At 71.8% G+C, this 25,107-nt stretch carries 25 protein-coding genes; 15 read left to right on the forward strand and 10 right to left on the reverse strand.

Translation table 11 applies throughout. The features are described 5' to 3' along the window. Positions 1-25: 25 nt before the first annotated feature. Positions 26-1,627 (reverse strand): MFS transporter, encoded by a 1,602-nt coding sequence (locus ACZ5NW_RS11125; RefSeq protein ID WP_468743520.1) that lies wholly within the window; start codon positions 1,625-1,627, stop codon positions 26-28. 167 nt (positions 1,628-1,794) lie between these two features. On the opposite strand from ACZ5NW_RS11125, the gene panB reads away from it, so the two are divergent. From panB to ACZ5NW_RS11155, 6 genes are all read left to right on the forward strand, one after another. After that, positions 1,795-2,670, forward strand: a complete 876-nt coding sequence (panB, locus tag ACZ5NW_RS11130; RefSeq protein WP_468743521.1) for a 3-methyl-2-oxobutanoate hydroxymethyltransferase — start codon at positions 1,795-1,797, stop codon at positions 2,668-2,670. Between the two features lie 280 nt (positions 2,671-2,950). Then, a complete protein-coding gene (locus ACZ5NW_RS11135) occupies positions 2,951-4,486 on the forward strand; it encodes a zinc ribbon domain-containing protein (protein WP_468743522.1) in 1,536 nt (511 codons plus the stop codon). Positions 4,487-4,511: 25 nt separating this feature from the next. After that, complete coding sequence (locus tag ACZ5NW_RS11140) at positions 4,512-4,895, forward strand: hypothetical protein (protein WP_468743523.1); 384 nt, start codon at positions 4,512-4,514, stop codon at positions 4,893-4,895. 9 nt (positions 4,896-4,904) lie between these two features. Next, entirely contained in the window at positions 4,905-5,609 is a 705-nt protein-coding gene (locus ACZ5NW_RS11145) for a hypothetical protein (protein WP_468743524.1), read from the forward strand. A gap of 107 nt (positions 5,610-5,716) precedes the next feature. After that, positions 5,717-6,742: an ATP-binding cassette domain-containing protein gene (locus tag ACZ5NW_RS11150; protein ID WP_468743525.1), complete on the forward strand. Its 1,026-nt coding sequence runs from the start codon at positions 5,717-5,719 to the stop codon at positions 6,740-6,742. Continuing rightward, a complete protein-coding gene (locus ACZ5NW_RS11155; RefSeq protein WP_468743526.1) occupies positions 6,739-7,560 on the forward strand; it encodes an ABC transporter permease in 822 nt (273 codons plus the stop codon). The genes ACZ5NW_RS11150 and ACZ5NW_RS11155 overlap by 4 nt, the downstream gene beginning before the upstream one ends. A gap of 25 nt (positions 7,561-7,585) precedes the next feature. Here ACZ5NW_RS11155 and ACZ5NW_RS11160 read toward each other — a convergent pair whose 3' ends face one another. Then, complete coding sequence (locus ACZ5NW_RS11160; RefSeq protein WP_468743527.1) at positions 7,586-10,906, reverse strand: AfsR/SARP family transcriptional regulator; 3,321 nt, start codon at positions 10,904-10,906, stop codon at positions 7,586-7,588. 137 nt (positions 10,907-11,043) lie between these two features. Here ACZ5NW_RS11160 and ACZ5NW_RS11165 point away from each other — a divergent pair, with 137 nt between their 5' ends. Then, entirely contained in the window at positions 11,044-11,844 is an 801-nt protein-coding gene (locus ACZ5NW_RS11165) for a site-2 protease family protein (RefSeq protein WP_468743528.1), read from the forward strand. Here ACZ5NW_RS11165 and ACZ5NW_RS11170 read toward each other — a convergent pair. Continuing rightward, the gene (locus tag ACZ5NW_RS11170; RefSeq protein WP_468743529.1) at positions 11,834-12,013 is read right to left on the reverse strand and encodes a hypothetical protein; all 180 of its coding nucleotides are present in this window, start codon (positions 12,011-12,013) and stop codon (positions 11,834-11,836) included. The genes ACZ5NW_RS11165 and ACZ5NW_RS11170 overlap by 11 nt on opposite strands. A 56-nt stretch (positions 12,014-12,069) precedes the next feature. After that, complete coding sequence (gene npdG / locus ACZ5NW_RS11175; protein WP_468743530.1) at positions 12,070-12,789, reverse strand: NADPH-dependent F420 reductase; 720 nt, start codon at positions 12,787-12,789, stop codon at positions 12,070-12,072. A gap of 141 nt (positions 12,790-12,930) precedes the next feature. On the opposite strand from npdG, the gene ACZ5NW_RS11180 reads away from it, so the two are divergent. Together ACZ5NW_RS11180 and ACZ5NW_RS11185 are read left to right on the forward strand one after the other, a co-directional pair. Then, positions 12,931-13,542 (forward strand): hypothetical protein, encoded by a 612-nt coding sequence (locus ACZ5NW_RS11180; protein ID WP_468743531.1) that lies wholly within the window; start codon positions 12,931-12,933, stop codon positions 13,540-13,542. Between the two features lie 72 nt (positions 13,543-13,614). Next, positions 13,615-14,937, forward strand: coding sequence for an MFS transporter (locus ACZ5NW_RS11185; protein ID WP_468743532.1), 1,323 nt, complete (start codon positions 13,615-13,617; stop codon positions 14,935-14,937). Positions 14,938-14,967: 30 nt separating this feature from the next. On the opposite strand, the gene ACZ5NW_RS11190 is transcribed toward ACZ5NW_RS11185, so the two are convergent. Next, entirely contained in the window at positions 14,968-15,213 is a 246-nt protein-coding gene (locus ACZ5NW_RS11190; RefSeq protein ID WP_468743533.1) for a hypothetical protein, read from the reverse strand. A 69-nt stretch (positions 15,214-15,282) separates the two neighbouring features. Between ACZ5NW_RS11190 and map the strand changes: the two genes are divergently transcribed. Both map and ACZ5NW_RS11200 read left to right on the forward strand, forming a co-directional pair. Continuing rightward, positions 15,283-16,140 (forward strand): type I methionyl aminopeptidase, encoded by an 858-nt coding sequence (gene map / locus ACZ5NW_RS11195; RefSeq protein WP_468743534.1) that lies wholly within the window; start codon positions 15,283-15,285, stop codon positions 16,138-16,140. 103 nt (positions 16,141-16,243) lie between these two features. After that, positions 16,244-16,891, forward strand: a complete 648-nt coding sequence (locus ACZ5NW_RS11200; protein ID WP_468743535.1) for a biliverdin-producing heme oxygenase — start codon at positions 16,244-16,246, stop codon at positions 16,889-16,891. A gap of 73 nt (positions 16,892-16,964) precedes the next feature. On the opposite strand, the gene ACZ5NW_RS11205 is transcribed toward ACZ5NW_RS11200, so the two are convergent. Beyond that, the gene (locus ACZ5NW_RS11205) at positions 16,965-17,162 is read right to left on the reverse strand and encodes a hypothetical protein (RefSeq protein ID WP_468743536.1); all 198 of its coding nucleotides are present in this window, start codon (positions 17,160-17,162) and stop codon (positions 16,965-16,967) included. Positions 17,163-17,263: 101 nt separating this feature from the next. Then, positions 17,264-17,908, reverse strand: coding sequence for a PhzF family phenazine biosynthesis protein (locus ACZ5NW_RS11210; protein ID WP_468743537.1), 645 nt, complete (start codon positions 17,906-17,908; stop codon positions 17,264-17,266). Between the two features lie 230 nt (positions 17,909-18,138). Here ACZ5NW_RS11210 and efeO point away from each other — a divergent pair, with 230 nt between their 5' ends. From efeO to ACZ5NW_RS11230, 4 genes are read left to right on the forward strand one after another with little or no spacing between them, the layout of a single operon-like run. Beyond that, positions 18,139-19,290, forward strand: a complete 1,152-nt coding sequence (gene efeO / locus ACZ5NW_RS11215) for an iron uptake system protein EfeO (RefSeq protein WP_468743538.1) — start codon at positions 18,139-18,141, stop codon at positions 19,288-19,290. 51 nt (positions 19,291-19,341) lie between these two features. After that, complete coding sequence (gene efeB / locus ACZ5NW_RS11220; protein WP_468743869.1) at positions 19,342-20,613, forward strand: iron uptake transporter deferrochelatase/peroxidase subunit; 1,272 nt, start codon at positions 19,342-19,344, stop codon at positions 20,611-20,613. Positions 20,614-20,615: 2 nt separating this feature from the next. Then, the gene (gene efeU, locus ACZ5NW_RS11225; RefSeq protein ID WP_468743870.1) at positions 20,616-21,500 is read left to right on the forward strand and encodes an iron uptake transporter permease EfeU; all 885 of its coding nucleotides are present in this window, start codon (positions 20,616-20,618) and stop codon (positions 21,498-21,500) included. After that, positions 21,448-22,461, forward strand: coding sequence for an SCO2278 family lipoprotein (locus tag ACZ5NW_RS11230; protein WP_468743539.1), 1,014 nt, complete (start codon positions 21,448-21,450; stop codon positions 22,459-22,461). Before efeU ends, ACZ5NW_RS11230 begins: the two co-directional genes overlap by 53 nt. 31 nt (positions 22,462-22,492) lie before the next feature. Here the strand turns inward: ACZ5NW_RS11230 and ACZ5NW_RS11235 are convergent, their stop codons facing one another. The 3 genes from ACZ5NW_RS11235 to ACZ5NW_RS11245 form a co-directional block, all read right to left on the reverse strand. Then, positions 22,493-23,215 carry a bifunctional DNA primase/polymerase gene (locus tag ACZ5NW_RS11235; RefSeq protein ID WP_468743540.1) on the reverse strand — a complete coding sequence of 241 codons (723 nt, stop codon included), beginning with the start codon at positions 23,213-23,215 and terminating at the stop codon, positions 22,493-22,495. A 91-nt stretch (positions 23,216-23,306) separates the two neighbouring features. After that, a complete protein-coding gene (locus ACZ5NW_RS11240; RefSeq protein ID WP_468743541.1) occupies positions 23,307-23,930 on the reverse strand; it encodes a TetR/AcrR family transcriptional regulator in 624 nt (207 codons plus the stop codon). A gap of 118 nt (positions 23,931-24,048) precedes the next feature. Then, positions 24,049-25,050 carry a Gfo/Idh/MocA family protein gene (locus ACZ5NW_RS11245; protein WP_468743542.1) on the reverse strand — a complete coding sequence of 334 codons (1,002 nt, stop codon included), beginning with the start codon at positions 25,048-25,050 and terminating at the stop codon, positions 24,049-24,051. Between the last annotated feature and the right edge of the window lie 57 nt (positions 25,051-25,107).

The following is a 25,107-nucleotide window of genomic DNA, read 5'->3' on the forward strand; positions in this document are numbered from 1 at the left end:
CCCCGGAAGACGCTCCTTCCCCCGGCTACGACGGCCGGTCCGCCGTCTCCACCAGCTCCTGGCCGGCCGCGTCCGACGGGTCCGGCTGCGGCTTGCCCGGCAGGAAGACGGCGACCACGATCGCGCCCAGCACGGCCACCGCGGCCCCGCACAGCGCGGTCACGTGCATGGCGTGCAGGAAGGCGTCGTTGGCGGGGCCCACGAGGGCGCGGCCCCGCTCGCCGAGCCCGCCCGCCACGCCGAGCGTCGCCTCGATGGACTCGCCCGCGGTCTCGCGCAGGCCCGCCGGCACGCCGCCCAGGTGGTCCTCGATGCCCGTGCGGTACGAGGTCGACAGCACCGAGCCGAGGACCGCGATGCCGAGCGCGCCGCCGACCTGGCGGAAGGTGTTGCTGAGCGCGGACGCCGAACCGGCCTTCTCACGGGGCAGCGCCTGCATGATGACGACGCTGGTCGGGGTCATGATGTGCGCCATACCGGCGCCCATGAAGAAGAACACGGCCTCCAGGATCCAGATCGGGGTGTCCGTGTCGAGCGTGGCGAACGCCACCAGGGTCGCCGCGATGACCAGCATGGCCGCGGTGGTGGTCGCCTTGTTGCCGAACCGGTCGACGACCAGCCGGGCCCGGGGCGCGAAGATCAGCTGGGCGGCGGCGAGCGGCAACAGCAGCAGACCGGTCTGCAACGGCGAGTAGCCGCGCACGCTCTGGGTGTAGAACACCGAGAAGAAGGTCACGCCCATCAGCGCGAAGAAGACCAGCGCGATGACGGACATCGCGGCCGAGAACACCTTGTTCTTGAAGTAGGTGACGTCGATGGACGGGTGGTCGCTGCGCTTCTCGAAGACGACGAACGCCACCAGGACCGCGAGGCCCGCGCCGATCGTCGACAGCACCTTGGCGTCGGTGAAGTCGGCCAGCTCGCCGCCCTTGATGATGCCGTAGACCAGCAGCACCAGCCCGACCACCGACAGCACGACGCCCACCGGGTCGATCCGGCCGGGGTTCGGGTCGCGGGAGTCGGGCACCAGCCAGAGCATCAGCGCGAGGGCGAGCAGCACGATCGGCACGTTGATCAGGAAGACCGAGCCCCACCAGAAGTGGTCGAGGAGCACGCCGCCGGTGATCGGCCCGATGGCGATCGCGAGGCCGACCCCGCCCGCCCAGATGCCGATGGCCTTCGGCTGCTCCTCGCGCTCGAAGACGTTCATCAGGACCGCGAGGGTGGCCGGCATGACGAAGGCGGCGCCGAGGGCCATCAGCGCGCGGAAGGCGATGAGCTGCGCCGGGGAGCCGGACTCGGCGGCGAGCGCGGAGCCGGCGCCGAAGACGACCAGACCGCCGAGCAGCACCTTCTTCCGGCCGATCCGGTCGCCGAGGAGGCCCGCGGTGAAGAGCAGACCGGCGAAGACGAGGGTGTAGGCGTTGATCGCCCACTCCAGCTCGCTCTGGGTGGCGCCCAGACCGGTCGGGGCGGGGGTGGAGATGGTCTTGATGGCGACGTTCAGGATCGAGTTGTCGAGCACCACGATCAGCAGGCTCAGCATCAGCACGCCGAGGATCGCCCAGCGGCGCCGGTGGACTGCCTCCGGTACGCGGTCGGAGGAGAGGACGGCAGGAGAGGTCATGCGGCCAGCGTAGAGCTATTCCGATACGGAACCGTCTCGTATCGGAATCTTTTACTGAGGTCTTACCCACAGGGGGTGCTCTGGCCCTCGATGGCACGAGGTGCCACCATGGAGACGGTCCGGGGACGCCGTCAGGGCGCCTCGAGATGACGTAAGGAGCCGTTGCAATGACGCAGCTTTCGGCTGCCCAGACTGCATCGCAGAAGACCTCCGACGGCAGCAGGACGCTGTACGGGGGGAAGGGCACCCGCCGTATCACCGTCCGCGACATCGCCCTCGCCAAGGAGCGGGGCGAGAAGTGGCCCATGCTCACCGCCTACGACGCGATGACCGCGTCCGTCTTCGACGAGGCCGGGATCCCGGTGATCCTCGTCGGCGACTCGGCCGGCAACTGCCATCTCGGCTACGACACGACGGTCCCCGTCACGCTCGACGAGATGGCGATCCTCTCGGCGGCGGTCGTCCGCGGCACGAGCCGTTCCCTGATCGTCGGCGACCTGCCGTTCGGTTCGTACCAGGAGGGCCCCGTGCAGGCCCTGCGCTCGGCGACCCGCCTGGTCAAGGAGGCCGGGGTCGGCGCCGTGAAGCTGGAGGGCGGCGAGCGCTCGCACGAGCAGATCCGGCTGCTGGTGGAGTCCGGCATCCCGGTCATGGCGCACATCGGCCTCACCCCGCAGTCCGTGAACGCGATGGGCTACCGCGTCCAGGGCCGGGGCGAGGAGGCGGCCGCGCAGCTGCTGCGCGACGCGAAGGCGGTCCAGGACGCGGGCGCGTTCGCGGTCGTCCTGGAACTGGTCCCGGCGGAGCTGGCCGCCGAGGTCACGCGCGTCCTGCACATCCCGACGGTCGGCATCGGCGCGGGCGCCGAGACGGACGCGCAGGTGCTGGTGTGGACCGACATGCTCGGCCTCACCTCCGGCCGGGTCCCGAAGTTCGTGAAGCAGTACGCGAACCTGCGCGAGGTCATGACGGGCGCGGCGAAGTCCTTCGCCGAGGACGTCGTGGGCGGCGCGTTCCCGACGGAGTCCCACTCCGTCCACTGATCCACCTCCGCACAAAGGACAGCCCGCCGACTTCCCCCATCGGCGGGCTGTCCCCCTTTCGGCAGGCACAGGCGGCACAGGCCGGCACAGCCGCCGCTCCCCCGTTCGAGCCGTCCTCCGGGCGAGGGACGGACACATTTCAACTAGCCAGTGATCAGGGGTAGTTGGAGTGGAGCTCTTGTAACGGAGTGGCGTCGAAAACGCTCCGGGGCCTTCCATGTCCGTGGGGCGGTGGTGCACTTGACGGTGTGGGGCGTCTCACATCCGGGGGGAGCCGACGATGGCCCAGACACAGACGATCTGTTCCGACTGCTCCGCCGCGATCCTGCCGGGAGCGGCGTTCTGCGGCGAGTGCGGAACCGCGCTCGCCGTCGCCGAGGGGGCGCGGACGGCCCGCCCGGGACCCCTCTCCGCCGTCCTGAGCTGGGACGGCGGCCGGGACCTCACCCGGTACATGTGCGCGGCCGTCTTCCTGGACCGCCAGTACGCCGACTCCCTCATCCGGGACGTCGCCGCCGAACCGCACCTGGGCGTGGCCCCGGCTCCCGGGTGCGACGTGCCCGTGGTGCTGCGCTACGCCTACGAGGCCAACGCCCGCCGGCACGCCAGGGACCTGCTCCTGGCCGTCGAGTTCCTGGTGCTGCTCATCGGCATGATGGTGCTGGCCAGCGGCCTGACGGTCCTGCTGATGCTGCTGCTCGCCTGGATGACGACACTGGCCTTCGCGCTGTCCACGCAGTACGGCGAACGCCTCCAGCAGCTGCGCCCGGACCGGTTCGACCCGGCCCACGCACCGCCGCCCCCCAATGAGTCGGCGGCGCGGCGGCTGCGCCAGATCGACGAGTACGCCCGGGGCAACGTCACCGTCTACAGCGGCTTCTCCCCGTTCACCGGATACGGACAGGAACTCGACTCCTGGTCGCTGACCTTCGACGTCACCAGCGAGGCGCGCGAGGGCGTCACCCCCCGGGACTTCGACGTGACGGACCTGTACGCGCACATCGCCCGCCGGGTCCGCGCCCTGTCCCTGCCCTGTCTGGAGATCGAGGAGCGGCTCTTCGTGGAGGGCTCGGCGGTGCTGGGCGACCCGCGCTTCCTGCCCGACCCCCTCGGCCGCCCCCTCGCCCATGTCGGCGGCGACCAGGTCGACGCGCTGAAGCGGGCCCCGGAGGAGACCGCCCGCGCCTACTTGGTCGTGCACTCCTCGGGCTGGGGCGGCGAGTTGGTGACCTCGGTGTTCCTGCGGCTCGTGCGCTCGGACTCCAATCTGTTCGTGGAGGCCGTGCCCACCGTGCTGTGCCCGCTGCTGGACCGCTACCGGACCATCGACTCCCTGATGCCGGCCCCCTCGGTGCGCGAGTTCTTCACGATGGTGGTCCAGAACCTCTTCAGCACGCCCTTCGTGCTGGTCGCCTCCCCGGCGCGGGCTATCGCCGGGTTCTTCCCGGACTTCGGGATGCGCAAGCGCCTGAAGAAGCAGCACCGGCAGATCACCCGGCTCCGGGCGTTCGACTACGGGGCGCGCAAGAGCGTGCGGCAGCTGGCCTCGGCGACGGACCACCGACGGTACTTCCAGAAGGTCGACTCCGGCATGGTCCTCAAGACCGTCGAGCGGCGCATCCTGGACGCCCTGGTGGAGTTCGCCGAGGAACACGACATCGACGCGGGCGATCTGATCCGACGTCAGGAAACCATCATCAACAACGGCATCATCGCCACCGCAGGAGCGAAGGTGGAATCCAGCGCGGTCGCCTCGGGCGAACAGTCGCGGATCTCGGCCATCCTCAAGAAGATCCCGCGGCCCAACACGGACTGATCAGCGGCACGGAACGGGGACGGACATGGAAAACCGCAGCAACGACGGCATCATCGCCACGGGGAACGCGACGGTCACCAACGCGGCCGTGGCCAGCGGAAGCAACGCCCGGATCGACTTGCGCGTGACCGGGGCCGAGGAGGAACGGTCCGCCGACGGGCGCCAGTTGACCCCGGAGGAGATCAGCGGCCTGCTCGCCCGGTTCATCGAGGAGTTACGCCGCTCGGACCACCCGGAGCGCGAGGACCTGGCGGAGTTCGCGCAGGACGCGCGCGAGGAACTGGCGGCGGCGGAGCCCCGTACCGGAAAGCTGCGCCGGGTCGCGAAGGCGCTCGTGGACGCGGTGCCCGGTTTCACGGCGCTCGCCTCCCTCACCGTGACGATCGAAGAAGCGATCCGCGGACTGTAGGCGGGGGCCATGCACTTCTGTGTTCACTGCGGCGTGCGCGTCGAGGACGCCACGCAGCCGGTCTGCCCGAACTGCGGGCGGCCGCGCCCGGTCGACCAGCCGGCCAAGCCCTCCGGCGGGAGCACCTATGTCCGCGTCGGCTCCACCCGCCTGCCGAACTGGCTGCCCTGGGCGCTGGTGGCTGTCCTGGCCGTCGGCGGGGTGAGCATCGGCGTGGCCGTGGCCAACCGCCCCGACGGCTCGTCGAGCGGCTGGCCGGCCGGTCTGGTGTCGCCCGAGGACACGTACGACGACTCTGGCTACAGCCCGTCCCCCTCCGACGACGGATACGGCACGGACCAGACGTACCCCGACGACAGCTACTCCTCCGACGACAGCGGCGGCTACACCGAGCCCACGGACACCGCGACCAGCGAGGACACCGAGGACGCCGCCACGGTCGTCACGACCTACTACGACTACCTCAACGCGGGGAACTACTCGGCGGCCTGGGACATGGGCGGCTCGAACCTCTTCCAGGGCTCCTACTCGGACTGGGTGAACGGCTACGCCTCGACGTCCCACATCGACATCACCGCCACCGACAACGGCTACGGCGATGTCAGCGTCGACATCAAGGCCACCCAGTACGACGGCACCGTGCAGGAGTTCACCGGCACCTACACCGTGACCGGCGGCGAGATCACGGGCGCCGACATCCGGCAGATCTCCTGACCCCAGACCGGCACCGACCTGCGCTGATCGGCGTTCTGTCGGTGCCGGCCGGCGGCTGTCGGTGAGCTGTCGGTGGTTTGTCGGTCGGGGCTGACACCGTTCTCGGCATGACGCGAAACGACAAGAACCTCGCCGGCGCCGGGAGCGCCGTGACCGTACGGGGGCTGGTCAAGCACTACGGGGAGACCAGGGCGCTCGACGGAGTGGACCTGGAGGTGCGCGAGGGCACCGTCATGGGCGTGCTCGGCCCGAACGGCGCCGGGAAGACCACCCTCGTACGCATCCTGTCCACGCTGCTGACGCCCGACGGCGGGCAGGCGACCGTCGCCGGCTACGACGTCGTACGGCAGCCCCGGCAGCTGCGCCGGGTGATCGGGCTGACCGGCCAGTACGCCTCCGTCGACGAGAAGCTGCCCGGCTGGGAGAACCTGTATCTCATCGGACGGCTGCTCGACCTGTCCCGCAAGGACGCCCGGGCCCGGGCCGACGAACTGCTGGAGCGGTTCTCGCTCACCGAGGCCGCACGGCGGCCGGCCGGAACGTACTCCGGCGGTATGCGGCGGCGGCTGGACCTGGCCGCCTCGATGATCGGGCGGCCGGCCGTGCTGTTCCTCGACGAGCCGACCACCGGACTCGACCCGCGCACCCGCAACGAGGTGTGGGACGAGGTCAAGGCGATGGTCGGGGACGGGGTCACCGTGCTGCTGACCACCCAGTACATGGAGGAGGCCGAACAACTCGCCTCCGAGCTGACCGTCGTCGACCGGGGGAAGGTCATCGCGGGCGGCGGCATCGAGGAGCTCAAGGCGAGGGTGGGCGGGCGCACCCTGCGGATACGGCCGACCGACCCGGTGCATCTGCGGCCGCTGGCCCGGGCCCTGGACGAGCTCGGCATCACCGGGCTCGCCACGACCGTCGTGGACGCCGAGCGCGGCTCGGTGCTGGTGCCGGTCCTCAGCGACGAGCAGCTCACCGCCGTGATCGGCGCGGTCACCGCGCGCGGGATCACGCTGTCCGCCGTCACCACCGAACTGCCCAGCCTGGACGAGGTGTTCCTGTCCCTCACCGGCCACCGCGCCGGCGACCCGCAGGACACCGTGCCCGCCGACGCCCGCGAGGAGGTCGCCGTATGAGCGCCACCACCACCGTCCCGACGGCCCCCGTGGCCGACGTCCGTATCCCGCTGCGCGGCCATCTGCGCCACACCGGGGCGCTCATCCGCCGCAACCTGCTGTGGATCAAGCAGGACCCGGAGTCGATGTTCGACGCCATCCTCTTCCCGGTGATCTTCACCCTGCTGTTCGTGTACGTCTTCGGCGGCTCCATCGGGGCGTCCATGGGCGGCGGGCAGGACCGGTACGTCCAGTACGTCGTGCCCGGTCTGATGGCCATGATGGGGATGAACATGGCGCAGGGCGTGGGCACCGGCTTCAACACGGACTTCAACTCCGGTGTCATGGACCGGTTCCGGTCGCTGCCGATCGGGCGCGGCTCGGTGCTCTTCGCGAAGATCGCGGTGGAGCTGGTGCGCATGCTGCTGGCGACCGTGGTGCTGATGATCGTCGCGCTGCTGGTCGGCTTCGACATCACCAACTGGGGCGGGCTGCTGGCCTCCGTGGCCCTGTCCGCGGTGTTCGGCTCGTCGCTGATGTGGGTGTTCCTCACCCTGGGCGTCGTGATGAAGAGCGCCCAGTCCGTGCAGGCCATGGGCTTCCTGGTGCTGATGCCGCTCCAGTTCGGCTCGTCGATCTTCGCGCCGACCCGGACGATGCCGGGCTGGCTGCAGAACTTCACCGAATACAACCCGCTGTCCGCGCTCGCCGACACCGCGCGCGGCCTGATGATCGGCGGTCCGGTCGCGCACAGCCTGTGGGTGACCCTGGCCTGGTCGGCGGGGCTCACCGCGCTGATGGCGCCGGTCGCGATCCACAAGTTCCGTACGAAGAACTGACCCGCGTGCGGTCAGACGCGTGCGATCAGACCAGGGCGGTGGCCTCCTCGTAGGAGAGGCCGCCGCCCTCGGCGTACGCGCGCTCGTACGCCGGCCCGTCGAGCACCCCCCGGCTCCGCCCCACGACCATCTCCAGCGCGGCGCGTTCCATCCGGCTGCGGAGGTGGCCGGGCGGCAGCAGGGCCTCCGCGGCGCCCAGACAGCGGGCGGCGTCGACCGCGCGGGCACCGCCGTCGGCGCCGACCAGGGCGAGGGCGGCGATGGTCAGGTAGAAGGAGCGCAGTTGCGGGGCGATGGTCAGCGACAGCGGTTCCGCGGCCCGGCCCAGCGCCTGGCGCACGGCCACCAGGGCCTGCTCGTGGCGACCGTCCACGGCCTCCAGCCATGCCTCGGCGCCGAGGATGAAGGCGTCGAAGACGACGAAGTGGGCGATGCCGAACTCCTCGCGCAGGATCCGGAGTTGCTCGCGGGCCTCGGCGACGCGGCCCACCGTGCCGAGCCAGCCGGCCAGGAAGAGGCGGGCGGCGGGCATCGCCTCGTTGTGGGCGGCGCCGTCCGTGCGGGCGATCACCTCGCGCAGCAGCCGCTCGCCCCGCTCGTCGTCCCCGGCCTCCAGGACCACACTGCCCAGGCGGGCGGAGATGACGTTCGCGTGGGCGCCCGCGCCGAGGCGCTCGGCGAGTTCCCGGGCCGCCTCGTAGTCGGCGGCGGCCTCCGCGTAGGCGCCCCGCCGCTCCCGGGCCTCGGCCCGCGCGGACAGCGCCTCCGCCTCGCCCCAGGTGTCGCCGAGGCGCCGGAAGATCTCCAGCGACTCGTCGGCGTCACGGGCGGCGTCACCGGCCCAGTCGGGGCGGTTGGCGAGGAAGTTGGAGCGCATCTGCAGACACTGCGCCAGAGCCCACTCCTCGCCCGGCGTCTCACGGCAGGTGCGCACATTGGCGTCGATGATCGCGCGCAGCCGGTCCACGTCGCCGGTCAGCATCACGGCGAAGAACCAGAGCATGCCGGGGGCACGGCAGGTCTGCGGGAGGCCGGGGGTGTACGTGTCGGCGATCGCGCGCAGTTTGACCTGGGCCTGCGGGGTCTGCCAGGCGTCCAGCTCGGTGTCCATGGAGGCGAGATGGGCCAGGTGCACCCCACGCCGGGCCTCCTCCAGCGCCTCGCCGGACACTGGGGGCGGGCAGGCGGTGACGGGCTGCCACACCGGGGCGGCCGGGCGGGTCGGCTCGGTGAACGGGTCCGGCCCGAGGGCCATGACCTCCTGGCACCAGGTGCGGGACTCGATGCGCAGATCGCGCATCTGCCAGTACCAGCACAGGGAGAGGACGAGGAACAGGCCCTCCTGCTCGTCCCGGGTCGCGACGGCGTGCCGCAGGGCGGTGCGCAGGTTCTCGTACTCGGTCTCGAACCGGGCGATGGCGGCACGCTGGTGCGGGCCGCGCAGCAACGGGTCGGTGGTGCGGGCGAGTTCGCGGTAGTACGTCAGATGGGCGCGCTGGGCGTCGGGGCGCCGGCCGGCCTCGTCGAGGCGTTCACCGGCGTACTCGGCGACGGTCTCCAGGAGGCGGTAGCGCATCTCCCCGTCACCCGAAGGGGCCGCGACCACCAGGGACTTGTCGACGAGCGAGCCGAGCGCCTCCAGGGCGGCGGGACCGCAGACCGCCTCGGCGGCGGCGAGGTCGCAGCCGCCGGCGAAGACCGACAGGCGGGTGAGGACGTCCCGTTCGTCCGCGTCGAGCAGGTCCCAGGACCAGTCGACGACCGCCCGCAGGGTCTGCTGGCGGGGCAGGACCGTGCGGCTTCCGGAGGTGAGGAGGCGGAAGCGGTCGTCGAGGCGGTCGGCGATCTGGCGGGGCGTCAGCATCCGCAGGCGGGCGGCGGCCAGCTCGATGGCGAGGGGCAGGCCGTCCAGGCGCCGGCAGATCTCCGCGCAGGCGTCGGGATCGTCCCCGACCCGGAAGCCCGGACGGGCGGCGGCGCCGCGCTCGGCGAACAGCCGCAGGGCGACCGGCTCGGGCAGCGGCTCCACCGGGCGCAGCAACTCGCCCGGGACGCCGAGGGGTTCACGGCTGGTGGCGAGCAGGGTGACGCCCGGACAGCGGGCGAGCAGCTCCTCCGCGAGACGGGCGGCGGCCTCGACGACGTGCTCGCAGTTGTCGAGGATGATCAGCATGCGCCGCCGGCCGCAGTGCTCCACGAGCCGCTCGACCGGGTCGTCGTACCGATCGGTGACCACCCGCAGCTCCTCGGCGCCGGCCCCGTGCAGCACGGTCTCGCGGGCGCCGACGGCGGTCAGCACGGCCTGCGGGACGGCGTCGGGGACGTCGACGGGCGCCAGCTCGGCCAGCCAGACCCCGTCCCGCCCGACACCGGCGACCCGCTCGGCGGCCTCCTGGGAGAGCCGCGTCTTGCCGGCCCCACCGGGACCGAGCAGGGTGACGAGCCGGGCGGAGCCGAGGTCGTCCCGGATGGCCCGGATATCGCCTTCCCGCCCGACGAAGGAGGTCAGCCGGGCACGGAGGTTGCCGGGGGGTGCGAGGGTGAGGGGGGCGGCGTCGGAGGGGGTGCCGGGGGCGGGCGAGGGCGTGGACGTCGAGGCAGAGGTGGATGTCGGGGCGTCGGGGCTGAGCAGTTCGGTGTGGAGGGCGCGCAGGTCCGGGCCGGGGTCCGAGCCGAGGCGGTCCGCCAGGAGGTGGCGTACGTCCTCGTAGGCGGCCAGGGCCTCGGCCGTGCGGCCCGCGTCGCGCAGTGCCCGCAGACGCAGGGCCTGGAGGGGCTCGTCCAGGGGGTTGCTGTCGCACAGGGCGGTCAGCTCGGGCAGGGCCTGCTCCGCGTGGCCGAGGGCGAGCGCGGCGGTGTGCCGGGCGCGCAGCGCGTCGAGCCGGCGGGCCTCCCAGCGGCCGGCCTCGGAGGTGCGGTCGGGCAGGTCGGGAAGGGGCGGGCCCTGCCACAGGGCGAGGGCGTCGTCGAGGACGGCGGCCGCCTTCGCCGGGTCGCCGTCGGCCAGGGCGCGCACGCCGTCGGCGGTGAGCCGCTCGAAGCGGTGCAGGTCCACGTCGTCGGGCGCGGCGGTGAGCCGGTAGCCGCCGTCGACGGAGGCGATCGCGCCGGAGCCGAGGGCCCGCCGCAGCCGGCCGACGAGCGCCTGGAGCGCGCCCGTGGCGTCGGCCGGCGGATCGCCCGCCCAGATCTCGTCGACGAGCAGCCCCGCGGGCACGACCCGGCCGGTCCGCAGGGCGAGCACGGTCAGCAGGGCACGCAGCCGCGCCCCGCCGACGCCGACGGACGTGCCGTCGGGGTGGAGGGCCTGAGCGGGGCCGAGGATGCGATAGCGCACGGGGTCCATTGTCCCTGGGGACGCACCGGCCCGGCCCGCGGGTTCACCGGGGGACCAGGAACCGGCCCCCTCCCCCGGGACGTTCTCCCCGTACGCCAGGTACGGTCGGGCAGTCCCCCGTGCGTGTACGAGAGTCAGGGAGCCCCATGACCACCGCCACCAGCCGTCGCAGTGAGCGCCGGGTCAGTTCCGTCTTCGTCGGGATCCTGGCCGTCACCGCGGTGACCGGGTGGGCGACCTGGACCGGCTTCGCGGCGCAGCCCGGCGTCGCCGTCTTCCTGTTCGTGACCTCCGCGTGGATCGTCTCGCTGTGCCTGCACGAGTACGCGCACGCGCGCACGGCCCTGCACGGCGGCGACATCACGGTCGGCGCCAAGGGCTATCTCACGCTGAACCCGCTGAAGTACACGCACGCGCTGCTCAGCATCGTGCTCCCGGTGATCTTCGTGATCATGGGCGGTATCGGCCTGCCCGGCGGTGCCGTCTTCATCGAGCGCGGGCGGATCCGCGGCCGCTGGCGGCACAGCCTGATCTCGGCGGCGGGCCCGCTGACGAACGTGCTGTTCGCGGTGGTGTGCACGGCCCCGTTCTGGCTGGACGCGCTGGACGGCGTGCCGGCCGACTTCCGGTTCGCGCTCGCGTTCCTGGCGATGCTCCAGGTGACGGCCGCGATCCTGAACTTCCTGCCGGTGCCGGGCCTGGACGGCTACGGGGTGATCGAGCCCTGGCTGTCGTACAAGGTCAAGCGCCAGGTGGAGCCCTTCGCGCCCTTCGGCCTGCTGTTCGTGTTCGCGCTGCTGATGGTGCCGTCGGTGAACCGGCAGTTCTTCGACGCGATCTACTCGGTCCTGCACACCCTGGGCGTCGAGGACGTCCAGCGCTACTGCGGCGAGGAGCTGTACCGCTTCTGGGAGGGCACCAACGAGTTCTGCGCGGTCAGCCCGTGACGGACTTCCGGGCCCTGTCCCGCTTGACGTAGTACCAGGTCATGTTGGACGACAGACCCGCGAGCAGCACCCAGACGATCCCGAGGAAGCTGCCCTGCGCGAACGAGACGACCGCCGCGGCCACGGCGAGGACGCAGACGGCGAGGGTGTAGAGGGCGAGACGGGGCATGGGGCCGGTTCTCCTGTCGGGGGACACTGCTACGGCGTCCAGTGTCCCCCATGCGGTCATACGTCCGTGATCCGGAGCCCGGCGTGCGCCTTGTAGCGGCGGTTCACCGAGATCAGGTTGGCGACCAGCGACTCGACCTGGTGGGCGTTGCGCAGCCGGCCGGCGAAGACGCCGCGCATGCCGGGGATGCGGCCGGCCAGGGCCTGGACGATCTCCACGTCCGCGCGTTCCTCGCCGAGCACCATGACGTCCGTGTCGATCTCGTCGATCTCCGGGTCCTGGAGCAGGACGGCGGACAGGTGGTGGAAGGCGGCGGCGACCCGGGAGTCCGGCAGCAGGGCGGCGGCCTGCTCGGCGGCGCTGCCCTCCTCGGGCTTGAGCGCGTAGGCGCCCTTCTTGTCGAAGCCGAGCGGGTTGACGCAGTCGACGACGAGCTTGCCGGCCAGGTCCTCGCGCAGGGCTTCGAGGGTCTTGCCGTGGCCCTCCCACGGGACGGCGACGATCACGATGTCGCTGCGGCGCGCGCACTCGGCGTTGTCGGCGCCCTCGACTCCGTGGCCGAGCTCCTCGGCGGCGGCCCGGGCGCGGTCGGCGGCGCGCGAGCCGATGATCACCTTCTGGCCGGCCTTGGCGAGGCGGTAGGCGAGGCCCTTGCCCTGCGGGCCGGTGCCGCCGAGCACGCCGACGACGAGGCCCGAGACATCGGGGAGGTCCCAGGGGTCCTTGGCGGGGGCCTTCTGGGCGGGGGCGGGCTGTGCACTGTCGGTAGAGGTCATGGGCCGACTTTACGTGGGGGCCGTGAGCCGCCTTCCGCCCTGTCCGGGAAGGCCGCTGTCGTCAGGCCGCTGTCGTCAGGTCGGGGGAATCCGGGGCGAAGCGGGGGACGCGGCGGGCGGGGTGGGGCAGGATGCGGCCGCATGGACGCCGTACGGGTCGCGTTGTTGCGCGAAGTGCTCGCCGGGACGGAGTGGCTGGGGGCCACGCGACGCTTCGCGGGGGTGCTGCGGGGGTCGGTCGTGTCGCACGGGGGCGGGCTGCTGCTGGTGGGGACGGCGGCGTACGAGCCGTGGCATCTGGCGGCGCATCTGGTGGACGAGGCGGCGTGGTCGGGGACGCCGGAGCTGGCGCCGACGCTGGTACGGCACGACGCCCGGGCCGGCGATCCGGCGCACCTCGCGGTGGGGCTGGGGCGGATCGAGGCGGCGCGGCGCGGGGAGACGCTGCTGGTGGTGGCGCCGGAGGGGGACGCGGGGGCGCTGCCGCTGCTGGAGCGGGTGCACGGGGCCCGGCGGGCCGGGGTGACCGTGCTGGCCCTGGGCGGCGGCGGGGAGGGGGAGTTGCAGGCGATGGCGCATGAGGGGCTGGCGGTGCCCGAGGGGGCGGAGCTGGACCTGGACAGCGTGCAGCACCTGGTCAGCGCGGCGGCGGGGGAGGACGCGGTGCCGCTGCCTCGGGGGCGGCGGAGATTCCGGGACAGGTTGGCGCGGCTCGCGGAGTCCTTGACGTCGCCGCCGCCCACCCCGTGGTGATCCCGCGGAACAGCCGCGTGGCCGGATTAAAACGTTTGCCCGGGGCTTCGGGTCCGGCGAGCATGGCGCCTCGTGGTCCTCGACTCCCCGCGCGCTCTGCTTCCCGATCTCGCCCCCTGGCGGGCCTCCCGTGACTTCCGCAGGCTCTGGTTCTCGGGGCTGATCTCCAACTTCGGGAGTTTTCTGACGTTCGTCGCGCTGCCCGTGCAATTGAAGGACCTGACGGGGTCGGCGGCCGCCGTCGGGGCGATCGGGGCCGTGGAGCTCGTACCGCTGGTCGTGTTCGGGCTGTACGGGGGCGCGCTCGCCGACGCCCTCGACAAGCGGACGCTGATCGTGTGGAGCGAGGCGGGCCAGGGCCTGCTCAGTGCCGCGCTGCTGGTCGACGCGCTGCTCCCGGACCCCGCCGTCTGGCCGCTCTACGTCATCGCCGCGCTCTCCGCCGTCCTGTTCTCCGTGCAGCGGCCCGCGCTGGACTCCCTGTGGCCCCGGATCGTCGCCCATGAGCACCTGCCGGCGGCCAGCGCGCTCAACTCGCTGCGCTGGACCGTCGGCGGGGTCGCCGGCCCGGCGGCCGCCGGGTTCGTCGTGGCGTACGCGGGCCTCGGCTGGGCCTACGCCGCCGACGCCGTCACCTTCGCCGTCTCCGTCGCCCTGATCGCGGGCATCGCCTCCTCCCCCGCCGCGCACGAGGCGGCGAAGCCCTCGCTGCGTGCCATCGCCGAGGGCGCCCGCTACGCCTGGAGCCGCAAGGAGCTGCTCGGCACGTACGCCGTGGACCTCGCGGCGATGTTCCTCGCCATGCCGCTGGCCGTGCTGCCGTTCCTGGCGGACGAGCTGGACGCCGAGTGGTCGCTGGGCCTGATGTACGCGTCCGTGCCGGCCGGGGCGATGCTGGTGAGCCTGACGAGCGGCTGGACGTCCCGGGTCCATCGGCACGGTCGGGCCGTGGTGGTCGCGGCCGCGCTGTGGGGGGTCGCGATCGCGGGCGCCGGGCTCGTGGGGCATGTGTGGCTGGTGCTGCTCTGTCTGATGCTCGCGGGCGGCTGCGACATGGTCAGCGGGATCTTCCGGGGCGCGATGTGGAACCAGACGATCCCGGACGAGCTGCGCGGGCGGCTCGCCGGGATCGAGCTGTTGTCGTACTCGGTGGGTCCGACGGTCGGTCAGGTCCGCAGCGGCGGTTTCGCGGCCTGGCTGGGGGTGCGGACGTCGGTCTGGTCGGGCGGGGTGCTGTGCGCGGGCGCGGTCGGGCTGCTGGCACTGTGCCTGCCGGGGCTGATGCGCTACGACGTACGGACCGACGAGCACGCGACACGGCTGCGCGAACAGCGGTCGGCGGCGGGGACGGCCGCCGCGCCCCCGTCCGGCGCCCGGGCGGACGCGCAGCCCTGATCATGACTGATCAGGACTGATCAATCCTGGTCAGTCCTCGTCCGCCGCCCCGCCGCCCGCCCCGCCCGTCGGCGTGTCGTGCCACTTGGGGTCGTTCTCCCACTGGAGGTTGCGCTCGCGGGCGGTCTCCATCGCGTGCTCGGCCTCCCGGCGGGTGGCGTACGGACCGAAGCGGTCCTTGGCCGGGCACTCGGGGCCCTCCTCGACCTTCTTGTGCTCCAGGCAGTAGTACCACTCGCCCGGCTTGCCGACCGCACGCTTCTTGAACAGGGCCATGACCGGCTCCTTTCACCAGGGATCGCCAACGACATGGTCCCCCCTGGCCGCTGTCTTAGACTCGCTGGCATGTCTGGCCAGTCGCTGCTCGTCCCAGGGGAGCTGTCTCCCACCCGTTCCGTGCCCGGAAACATCCGCCGCCCCGAGTACGTCGGCAAGCCCGCGCCGACGCCGTACACCGGGCCGGAGGTGCAGACGCCCGAGACGATCGAGGCGATGCGGATCGCCGGCCGGATCGCTGCCCGGGCGATGGCCGAGGCGGCCAAGAAGATCGCGCCGGGCGTCACGACCGACGAACTGGACAAGGTGGCGCACGAGTACATGTGCGACCACGGCGCCTACCCCTCGACGCTCGGTTATCGCGGCTTCCCCAAGTCGCTGTGCACGAGCATCAACGAGGTCATCTGCCACGGCATCCCGGACTCGACGGTGCTCAGGGACGGCGACATCGTCAACCTCGACGTGACGGCGTACATCGGCGGGGTGCACGGTGACAACAACGCCACGTATCTGGTCGGGGACGTCGACGAGGAGTCGCGGCTGCTGGTGGAGCGGACCCGGGAGTCCCTCGACCGGGCGATCAAGGCGGTCAAGCCGGGCCGGCAGATCAACATCATCGGCCGGGTCATCGAGTCGTACGCCAAGCGCTTCGGCTACGGCGTCGTCCGCGACTTCACCGGCCACGGCATCAACTCGTCCTTCCACAGCGGCCTGATCATCCCGCACTACGACAGCCCGCACGCCACGACCGTCATGCAGCCGGGAATGACCTTCACGATCGAGCCGATGCTGACGCTGGGCACGCACGAGTACGACATGTGGGACGACGGCTGGACGGTGGTCACGAAGGACCGCAAGCGCACGGCCCAGTTCGAGCACACGCTGGTGGTGACGGACAGCGGAGCGGAGATCCTCACGCTGCCGTAAACCCCTTCCCGGTCTCGAAGCCCGCCCTCCGCCCGTCCTGCGGAGGGCGGGCTTTTCTCTGTACGCTTTTACCGACAGACCGTCGGCAAACAGGATGGGGCCCATGGACTCCTTCTCGACCGTCATCCGGACCGCCTCCCACGAGCAGCACACGGAGGCCGAGACCTCGACGTTCATGAGCGATCTGCTCGGCGGCCGGCTCGGCGTCGACGCGTACGCCCGCTACACCGAGCAGCTGTGGTTCGTGTACGAGGCACTGGAGTCCGGGGCCGGGCGGCTGGCGGAGGATCCGGTGGCCGGGCCCTTCGTCCGGCCGGAGCTGTTCCGGCTGGGCGCGCTGGAGCGGGACCTGGCGCATCTGCGGGGCCCCGGATGGCGGACGGGCCTGACCGCGTTGCCGGCCACGCGCGCGTACGCGGACCGGGTGCGGGAGTGCGCCGGACGCTGGCCCGGGGGCTACATCGCCCACCACTACACCCGCTACCTGGGCGATCTCTCCGGCGGACAGATCATCCGCGACCGGGCGGAGCGGACCTGGGGTTTCGAGCGCAAGGGCGACGGCGTCCGTTTCTACGTCTTCGAGGGCATCGCCAACCCGGCCGCGTTCAAGCGGGAGTACCGGGAGCTGCTGGACGCGATCCGCGCGGACGATCTGGAGCGGCAGCGGATCGTGGCGGAGTGCAAGCGGGCGTTCGCGCTGAACACGGCGGTGTTCCGGGCGCTGGGCGAGGAGTTCCCGCTGTCGGCGTGAGCCGTCGGCGCCGGACGGGCACGCACAGGGACGGGTCCCCTCCCCCGGATGCGGGGAGGGGACCCGTGGCCTGTCAGTGGTGGCCGCGACAGTAGGCGCCGCCCCAGAAGATGTCACTGGACACGGTGTCGATCCCGCCGATGTACGTGTCGCAGGCGTCTTCGGTGCCGTAGTGACGCGGCTCGTGGTCGGCGGCCGTGGCCGTGGCGGCGCTCACGGCGGTCAGGGCGGCGGTCAGGACGGCGGCGGCCAGGGCCGAACGAATACGCATGGGGCTCCTCTCCGGAGGGGATGGGTCACGCCCACAGGTCCCCGGTGACGCAAACGCCCACACGCCGTGCCCGCTGTTCCACCCGAACGGGCTCTCGAAGCTCAGCGCTCCAGGTGGACCCGGCCGCCGATCTCCACCCAGCCGCCGGGCTGGGGCGCCGTGAGGATCTGGGAGCCGGCGCCCTGGGTGATGTTCAGGGCGCGGCCCAGGCGGTCGGTCAGGAGCAGCGCCGCGGCGCCCGTCGCCTCGTCCTCGTCGATGCCGTCGTCGCGGCCCGGGAAGGCGCGGGCCCGGACCCGTCCGGCGGACTCGTCCTCCCACGCCCAGGCGTATATCCACTCGCCCTTCGGCGGCACCGGCAGGGCGTCCACCTCGGCGGCGGTGGCGTACTGGCGCAGGGTGCGCGGCGGCGCCCACTCCGCGCGGGCCTCGATCCAGCTGAACTCGCCGTCGAGGCGGGCGCCCACCACTCCGGCCGGGGTGACCAGTTCGGGCACGTCGAGCAGCCAGGCGGCGCCGACGCAGGGGTGGCCGGCGAAGGGCAGCCGCAGGGTGGGCGTGTAGATGTCGATGATCCCGCGCTCGGGGTCGTCCACGAACACGGTCTCACTGAAGCCGAGTTTCGCGGCCAGTTCCTGCCGGTCGCTCCGCTCGGGCAGCACCGAGCCCTCGCGGATCACCCCGAGTTCGTTGCCGTAGCCGCCGTTCGGCGCGCAGAACACGCGGAGCACGTCGTAATCAGTCACGCGGGCATTGAAGCACCTGTACTCCCCCATGGAATCCTTGAATCTCTCTTGACCAACCGTTGGGGTCCGATTTGAGCCATCGTGATCGGCCCGTGCTCTTACGGCGTCTATGAGAGCTGAATCACGGCACCCCGGGGTATTACGCAGGTAAGCCTTGGATAAGTTAGGGCAGGCTCACCAAACCCTGTGAGCCCCATCACGTGAAGAATCAGCCACTGCTGGGAGCCCGAATGCGAGCCGCCCGACTGTCCGTCCTCACCGCCGTCACGGCCGTGACCGCCCTCACCGCCGTCACCGGCTGCACCGAGAAGAGCGACGCCAAGGACGGGGAGCGCGTGATCTCGGTGACCGCCACCGACAAGACGTGCGAGACCTCCAAGAAGGAGATCTCCGCCGGACACGTCGAGCTCGCCATCGAGAACAAGGGCTCCAAGGTCACCGAGGTCTACGTCCTCTTCCCGGACGACCGGGTCGTCACCGAGCGCGAGAACATCGGCCCCGGCACCAAGCAGCGGGTCACCGCCGAGGTCAAGGCCGGCGCCTACGCGATCGCCTGCAAGCCCGGCATGAAGGGCGACGGCATCCGCCAGACCCTGAAGGTCACCGGCGGCACCGCCGCCCAGCGCGACCCGAAGCTGGACCAGGCCGTCGCGAGCTACCGCTCCTACGTCCAGCAGCAGGCCGACGAGACGCTGCCGCTCGTGGAGACCTTCGCCAAGGCCGTCAAGGCCGGCGACCTGGCCGCGGCGCAGAAGGCGTACGCGCCCTCCCGCATCGGCTGGGAGCGCACCGAGCCGGTCGCCGAGTCCTTCGGCGACATCGACCCCGAGGTCGACGTCCGCGAGGACGGCCTGGAGCAGGGCCAGAACCCGGCCACCGACTGGACCGGCTGGCACCGCCTGGAGAAGGCCCTCTGGCAGGACAAGAAGATCACCGACCGCGAGAAGCAGCTCGCCGACCAGCTGGTCACCGATCTGAAGGACTGGCAGAACCGGGTCGGCAAGGCCGTCATCACCCCGACCTCCATGGCCAACGGCGCCAAGGAACTGCTCGACGAGGTCGCCACCGGCAAGGTCACCGGCGAGGAGGAGCGCTACTCGCACACCGACCTGGTCGACTTCAAGGCCAACGTCGAGGGCGCGCAGAAGTCGTACGAGCTGCTCAAGCCGGTCGCCCAGGCCCACGACAAGGCGCTGACCACCGAGCTGGACAAGCAGTTCACGACGCTGAACACCCTGCTCGACAAGTACCGCGCGGACAAGACCTCGTACGACTTCACGTCCTACGACAAGGTCAGCGCGGCCGGGCGCAAGGAGCTGTCGGACGCGGTGAACGCGCTCGCCGAGCCCCTGTCGAAGCTCGCCGCCGCCGTCGCCAAGTAGTCCTACTCGTCCAGCAATCGAGGGCCCATCACCATGACGGACACGGACAGCATGACGGACACGGACAGCACGGACAGCACCGGCGGCACGCCCAAGGCGCCCAGCCGGCGCTCGCTGATCGGCTGGGGCGGCGCGGGACTCGCGCTCGGCGCCGCCGCGGCCGGGGGCGCGGTCGCCATGACCCGCACGGGCCACGACGTGGACCCGGCGGGCGCCGAGGCCGGCGCCGCGATCGCCTTCCACGGCGCCCACCAGTCGGGCATCTCCACGCCCGTCCAGGACCGGCTGCACTTCGCCGCGTTCGACGTGCAGACCGACGACCGCGCCGAGTTCGTGCAGCTGCTGAAGGACTGGACCGAGGCCGCCCGCCGGATGACCGCGGGCCAGACCGTCGGCGAGGGCGCGTACGGCGGTCTCGCGGAGGCGCCGCCGGACGACACCGGCGAGGCGCTGGGCCTCAAGCCGTCCCGGCTGACCCTGACCGTCGGCTTCGGGCCGTCGCTGTTCACCAAGTTCGGCCTCGCGGCACAGCGGCCCCACGCGCTGGTCGACCTGCCGAAGTTCGCCGGTGACGCCCTCGACCCGGCCCGCAGCGGCGGCGACCTGTGCGTCCAGGCCTGCGCCGACGACCCGCAGGTCGCCGTGCACGCCATCCGCAACCTGGCCCGCATCGGCTTCGGCAAGGTCTCCATCAAGTGGTCGCAGCTCGGCTTCGGCAAGACGTCCTCGACGACGCCCGAGGCGCAGACCCCGCGCAACCTGATGGGCTTCAAGGACGGCACCCGCAACATCGCGGGCACCGAGACCGACCGGCTGAAGAAGTTCGTGTGGGTCGACGAGAAGGAGGGGCCCGACTGGATGGTCGGCGGCTCCTATCTCGTCGCCCGCCGTATCCGCATGCACATCGAGACCTGGGACCGCACCCCCCTGCAGGAGCAGGAGGACATCTTCGGCCGCGACAAGGGCGAGGGCGCCCCGGTCGGCAAGGCCAAGGAGCGCGACGAGCCGTTCCTGAAGGCGATGAAGCCCACCGCCCATGTGCGCCTCGCGCACCCCGAGTCCAACGGCGGGTCGACGATCCTGCGCCGCGGCTACTCCTTCACCGACGGCACCGACGGACTGGGCCGCCTGGAGGCGGGACTGTTCTTCATCGCCTACATGCGGGACGTGACCAACGGCTTCGTCCGGATCCAGCGCAACCTCGCCACGGACGCGCTCAACGAGTACATCCAGCACGTGGGTTCCGCCGTCTTCGCGGTTCCCCCCGGCGTCCGCGACAAGGACGACTGGTGGGGCCGGACGCTGTTCGCCAAGGAGGCGTGAGCGTGTTCTCCAACTATCTGATCGGTCTGCGCGAGGGGCTGGAGGCCAGCCTCGTCGTCTGCATCCTCATCGCCTACCTGGTCAAGACGGACCGCAAGGACGCCCTCAAGCCCGTCTGGACGGGCGTCGGGGTCGCCGTCGCCATCGCCCTCGGCTTCGGCTGCGCCCTCGAATTCGGCTCCCAGGAGATGACGTTCAAGGCGCAGGAGGCGCTCGGCGGCTCCCTGTCGATCATCGCGGTCGGCCTGGTGACATGGATGGTGTTCTGGATGCGGCGCACCGCCCGGCACCTCAAGTCCGAACTGCACGACAAGCTCGACGCCGCGCTGCGCCTGGGCACGGGCGCGCTGGTCGCCACCGCGTTCCTCGCGGTCGGCCGGGAGGGCCTGGAGACGTCCCTGTTCGTGTGGACGTCCGTGCACGCGGCCGGCGACGGCACCCCGCGCCCCCTGATCGGCGCCGGACTGGGCCTGGCCACCGCGGTGTTGCTCGGCTGGCTGTTCTACCGGGGCGCGCTGCGGATCAACCTCGCCAAGTTCTTCACCTGGACCGGCGGGATGCTGGTCGTCGTCGCGGCCGGAGTGCTGGCGTACGGCTTCCACGACCTCCAGGAGGCCGACTGGGTGCCGGGCCTGAACGACAAGGCGTTCGACATCACCGGCACCATCCCGCCGGACAGCTGGTACGGCACCCTGCTCAAGGGCGTGTTCAACTTCCAGGCCGATCCGACCGTCCTCCAGGTCACGGTGTGGGCTCTGTACCTGATCCCGACACTCGCGCTGTTCCTCGCCCCGGTAGGGTTCGCCTCCGGGAAGGGGAAGGTGAAGACACCGGATGACCAGTCGACGCGAGCAGAGGACCGGCCGTCCACGGCTCAGCAGCGTTAGTCGGACCGCCCTGGCTGCGGCCTCGTTGTCCGCCGTCGTGCTGACGGCGAGCGGGTGTGTGGTGGTGCACGGGGAGCGCGAGGTGATCCCCACCACCACCCGCGCGGAGGCCGCGAAGGCGGTCCAGCAGTTCACGGCCGCGTACAACAAGGCCGACGCGGCGTACGACAGTTCGCTGGACGCCGCGTACACCGCCGGTCCGCTCGGCGTGATCGACGGGGCGCGGCTGAAGGCCGGGCACGTCACCAACCCGGGCGGCAATCCGCAGCACACCGCGCTGGCGCTGTCGGACGTGAACTACACGATCCCGAAGAAGGCCGGCTGGCCCCGGTGGTTCGTCGCGGACGCGAAGTCCAACAAGGGGGACTCCGCGCGCTGGTTGATGGTGTTCCTGCGCAACGACGTCTCCGAGCCCTGGAAGGCCGCCTATCTGACGCTGGTGGCGCCCGGCGCGCTGCCGCGGTTCAAGAAGGACACGGACGGATGGGCCGAGGCGGTCCCGGCGGACTCCACCGGACTGGCCGTCGCCCCCAAGGATCTGAGCAAGGGCTACGCGACCTATCTCCAGCAGGGCGGCGGCACGTTCGCCGACGGGACGCACACGAGTGAGCTGCGTGTCCTGCGGCAGAAGAACGCGAAGAAGCCGGGGCTCGTCCAGCAGTACATCGACGAGCCGCTCACCAGCGGGGACTACGCTCCGGTGGCGCTGCGGACCGCGGACGGCGGGGCGCTGGTGTTCTTCAGCTCGCGGCACTACATCAAGCAGACGGCGGCGCAGGGCGCGGCGGTTCCTCCGCCCGGCGCCGCGGTGAAGGCGTTGACCGTCGGCGAGATCAAGCAGTCGCTGACCATGGAGTTCGTGGCGAACGAGGTCGTGCTGGATCCGGCCGGGGGTTCCGGCGCCGGAAAGGTGTCGATGCTCGGCCGGGTCGAGGGGTTGACCGGGGCGAAGGGGGAGTGAGGCGGGTTCCCCGCGCCCCATTCGGGCGTTCCTAGTGCCGTAGGGGCCAGGGTGCCGATTCCTCGCCCGCGTGTTTGGCGCAGGCGTCCGTCAGGGCTTCCAGGAGGGTGAGCGGGTCCGGGAGCGGGTGTTCCGGGCCCCTTGTCCAGTGCACCGACCGGCCCTCGTCGCCCGGCAGGCGAGCCGGGGGTACCAGGACGTACGAACCGCGGCAGTGCCAGCGCAGGCCCGGATGCTCGTCCATCGTCTCCGGGCGGCAGTCCAGCTCGCAGGGCCACCACTCGTCCTCGTCCTCGGGGGTGCCCCGGGTGAGGGTGAAGAAGAACATGCGGCCGTCGTCGCTCTCCGCGACCGGGCCCACCTCGACGCCGGACGCGAGGAGGCGGTCCAGGGCCTCGCGGCCGGCCTCCAGGGGGACGTCCAGGACGTCGTGGGTCATGCCGGTCGCGGTGATGAAGTTGGCCTGCGGCTGGTGGCGGGCCCAGCGTTCGATCTGGGCGCGGTCGGTCGTGGACTGCGTCTGCCAGGCGAAGGACACCGGGTGCCGGGCGGGGGTCGGACAGCCCACGCGGTCGCAGGAGCAGCCGTAGCCGGGGGCGGGGTGCGCGGCGGGCGCCAGGGGCAGTCCGGCCGTGGCGGCGGCGAGCAGCAGGGCTTCGCGGCCGCCGTCGTCGGCGGCCTTCTCGGGGCCGCCTCCGCGCAGCCACTGGGAGAGTCTGCCCCGCAGGCCGGTCCGGCCGCCTTCCGCGCTCATCTGTCCCTCGCCTCGCTGTGGTCCCGCCAGCATGCCTCATCGTGCCACCATCCGGCGCATCGGGGTGCCGGACCCCCCAATTCGGACATCGTCAGCGGGGGGCGAGACCGTACAGCGCGTAGTCGACGAGGGTGTCCGTGTAGGCGTGGGTGATCTCCCCGGTGCGCTGGAGCCAGCGCTGGGCGAGCGGGGAGACGAACAGTTCGAGGGCGATCCGGGGGTCCAGGTCGGCGCGGATCTGACCCGCCTCCTGGGCGGCGCGCAGACGGTCGACGTAGAGCTGGAGGGAGGGCTCCAGCAGCGCGGCGACGAACTCGCGGCCCAGTTTCTCGTTGACGACGCCCTCGGCGGCCAGCGCGCGGGACGGCACCTCGAAGCGGGGGTCCTTGAGCTCGTCGACGGTGGCGCGCAGGACCGTCTTGAGGTCGGCGGCCAGGTCGCCTGTGTCGGGAATCACGTACGGCCGCTGCCCCGCCGCCTCCGCGGCCCGCTCGCCCATGTCGAGAAACGCCTCCAGGAGGACGTCGGCCTTGGACTCCCACCACCGATAGATGGTCTGCTTGCCGACCCCGGCCCGGGCGGCGATGGCCTCCACGGTCGTCCTGGCGTACCCGACCTCCCCGACGAGGGCGAGGGCGGCGTCGTAGATGGCCCGTCGGGATCTCTCACTGCGACGGGAGGAGTCGGGGGCGGGTCTGCCGGACGTGGTGGCCATGGCCCGACGGTAGCAAGCACAAGAGACGGCTCGTCTCGTCGTGGCTCGGCTGCAACGCCGTGAAAGGGGCGCGGGGAACTGCGCGACCAGCCCCCACCCACCCGCACCCGCAACGCTCCTAAACCGCCTCCCCCGGATACCGCACCCCGATCCGCTCCCGAATCGCGTCCAGCGTCCGCATCACCGCCAGCGTCCCGTCCAGCGGCACCATCGGGGACTCGGTCTCGCCGGCGGTGATCGCCCGCATGACCTCCCGCGCCTCGTGCCGGAAGGTCGTACGCGGCCCGTCCCCGGGTTCCGCGACGAACTCCTCGGGGTCCCGCCCCGCGCGGTGCAGTACGAACCGCTCGGGGTGGAAGAACCCCGACGGGAAGTCGATCCGCCCCCGCGAGCCGGTGACCGACGCGGTCGTCCCCGTGCCGCCCACGACGGAGCAGTGCAGCATGCCCACGGCGCCGGAGTCCCACGACAGCACGGTCCCGGTCTGGAGGTCGACCCCCTCGTCGGAGAGGACGGCCCGCGCGGCGATGTCGGCCGGCTCGCCGAGCAGGAGCTGGGCGAAGGAGACGGGGTAGACGCCGAGGTCGAGCAGTGCGCCGCCGCCCTGCTGCGGGTCGCGCAGCCGGTGCGAGGGCGGGAAGGGTCCTTCGAGCCCGAAGTCGGCCTGCACCGTACGCACTTCGCCGATCGCTCCGTCGGAGACCATCGCGGCGAGACGCCGGATCAGCGGGTTGCAGTACATCCACATCGCTTCCATCAGGAAGCGGCCCTCGCGGCGGGCCAGCGCGACGAGTTCTTCGGCCTCGCGGACGTTCAGCGTGAACGGCTTCTCGCACAGCACGTTCCGCCCGGACTCCAGGCACAGCCCGGCCGCGGCCCGGTGCGCCGAGTGCGGGGTGGCGACGTAGACGACATCGATGTCCGCGTCCTTGGCGAGGGCCTCCCAGTCGCCGTACGCGCGGGGGATGCCGAAGCGCTCGGCGAACGCCAGCGCGCCGGCCTCGGTGCGCGAGGCCACCGCCACGACCTCGGCGTCCGGAAGGTCGATGAGGTCGGCCGTGAAGGCGGCGGCTATCCCGCCGGTCGCCAGAATGCCCCACCGCACCGTGTCGGTCGTCATGCCCTGTCCGTCCTCACGTCCGCCCCAGCAGTCCGTACGAGCTGAGAGCATAGGTGG

This window comes from Streptomyces sp. NPDC032126 (assembly GCF_055580085.1).

Bases quoted from the DNA above. Each gene is read 5' to 3' on its own strand.
- efeO (WP_468743538.1), top strand. From the start codon at position 18,139: ATGCGAGCCGCCCGACTGTCCGTCCTCACCGCCGTCACGGCCGTGACC.
- efeB (WP_468743869.1), top strand. From the start codon at position 19,342: ATGACGGACACGGACAGCACGGACAGCACCGGCGGCACGCCCAAGGCG.
- ACZ5NW_RS11155 (WP_468743526.1), top strand. From the start codon at position 6,739: ATGAGCGCCACCACCACCGTCCCGACGGCCCCCGTGGCCGACGTCCGT.
- ACZ5NW_RS11180 (WP_468743531.1), top strand. From the start codon at position 12,931: ATGGACGCCGTACGGGTCGCGTTGTTGCGCGAAGTGCTCGCCGGGACG.
- ACZ5NW_RS11200 (WP_468743535.1), top strand. From the start codon at position 16,244: ATGGACTCCTTCTCGACCGTCATCCGGACCGCCTCCCACGAGCAGCAC.
- ACZ5NW_RS11170 (WP_468743529.1), bottom strand. From the start codon at position 12,013: ATGCCCCGTCTCGCCCTCTACACCCTCGCCGTCTGCGTCCTCGCCGTG.
- ACZ5NW_RS11150 (WP_468743525.1), top strand. From the start codon at position 5,717: ATGACGCGAAACGACAAGAACCTCGCCGGCGCCGGGAGCGCCGTGACC.
- ACZ5NW_RS11235 (WP_468743540.1), bottom strand. From the start codon at position 23,215: ATGAGCGCGGAAGGCGGCCGGACCGGCCTGCGGGGCAGACTCTCCCAG.
- ACZ5NW_RS11145 (WP_468743524.1), top strand. From the start codon at position 4,905: ATGCACTTCTGTGTTCACTGCGGCGTGCGCGTCGAGGACGCCACGCAG.
- ACZ5NW_RS11205 (WP_468743536.1), bottom strand. From the start codon at position 17,162: ATGCGTATTCGTTCGGCCCTGGCCGCCGCCGTCCTGACCGCCGCCCTG.
- ACZ5NW_RS11190 (WP_468743533.1), bottom strand. From the start codon at position 15,213: ATGGCCCTGTTCAAGAAGCGTGCGGTCGGCAAGCCGGGCGAGTGGTAC.
- ACZ5NW_RS11245 (WP_468743542.1), bottom strand. From the start codon at position 25,050: ATGACGACCGACACGGTGCGGTGGGGCATTCTGGCGACCGGCGGGATA.
- ACZ5NW_RS11140 (WP_468743523.1), top strand. From the start codon at position 4,512: ATGGAAAACCGCAGCAACGACGGCATCATCGCCACGGGGAACGCGACG.
- panB (WP_468743521.1), top strand. From the start codon at position 1,795: ATGACGCAGCTTTCGGCTGCCCAGACTGCATCGCAGAAGACCTCCGAC.
- ACZ5NW_RS11240 (WP_468743541.1), bottom strand. From the start codon at position 23,930: ATGGCCACCACGTCCGGCAGACCCGCCCCCGACTCCTCCCGTCGCAGT.
- ACZ5NW_RS11165 (WP_468743528.1), top strand. From the start codon at position 11,044: ATGACCACCGCCACCAGCCGTCGCAGTGAGCGCCGGGTCAGTTCCGTC.
- ACZ5NW_RS11125 (WP_468743520.1), bottom strand. From the start codon at position 1,627: ATGACCTCTCCTGCCGTCCTCTCCTCCGACCGCGTACCGGAGGCAGTC.
- map (WP_468743534.1), top strand. From the start codon at position 15,283: ATGTCTGGCCAGTCGCTGCTCGTCCCAGGGGAGCTGTCTCCCACCCGT.
- ACZ5NW_RS11160 (WP_468743527.1), bottom strand. From the start codon at position 10,906: ATGGACCCCGTGCGCTATCGCATCCTCGGCCCCGCTCAGGCCCTCCAC.
- ACZ5NW_RS11230 (WP_468743539.1), top strand. From the start codon at position 21,448: ATGACCAGTCGACGCGAGCAGAGGACCGGCCGTCCACGGCTCAGCAGC.
- ACZ5NW_RS11135 (WP_468743522.1), top strand. From the start codon at position 2,951: ATGGCCCAGACACAGACGATCTGTTCCGACTGCTCCGCCGCGATCCTG.
- npdG (WP_468743530.1), bottom strand. From the start codon at position 12,789: ATGACCTCTACCGACAGTGCACAGCCCGCCCCCGCCCAGAAGGCCCCC.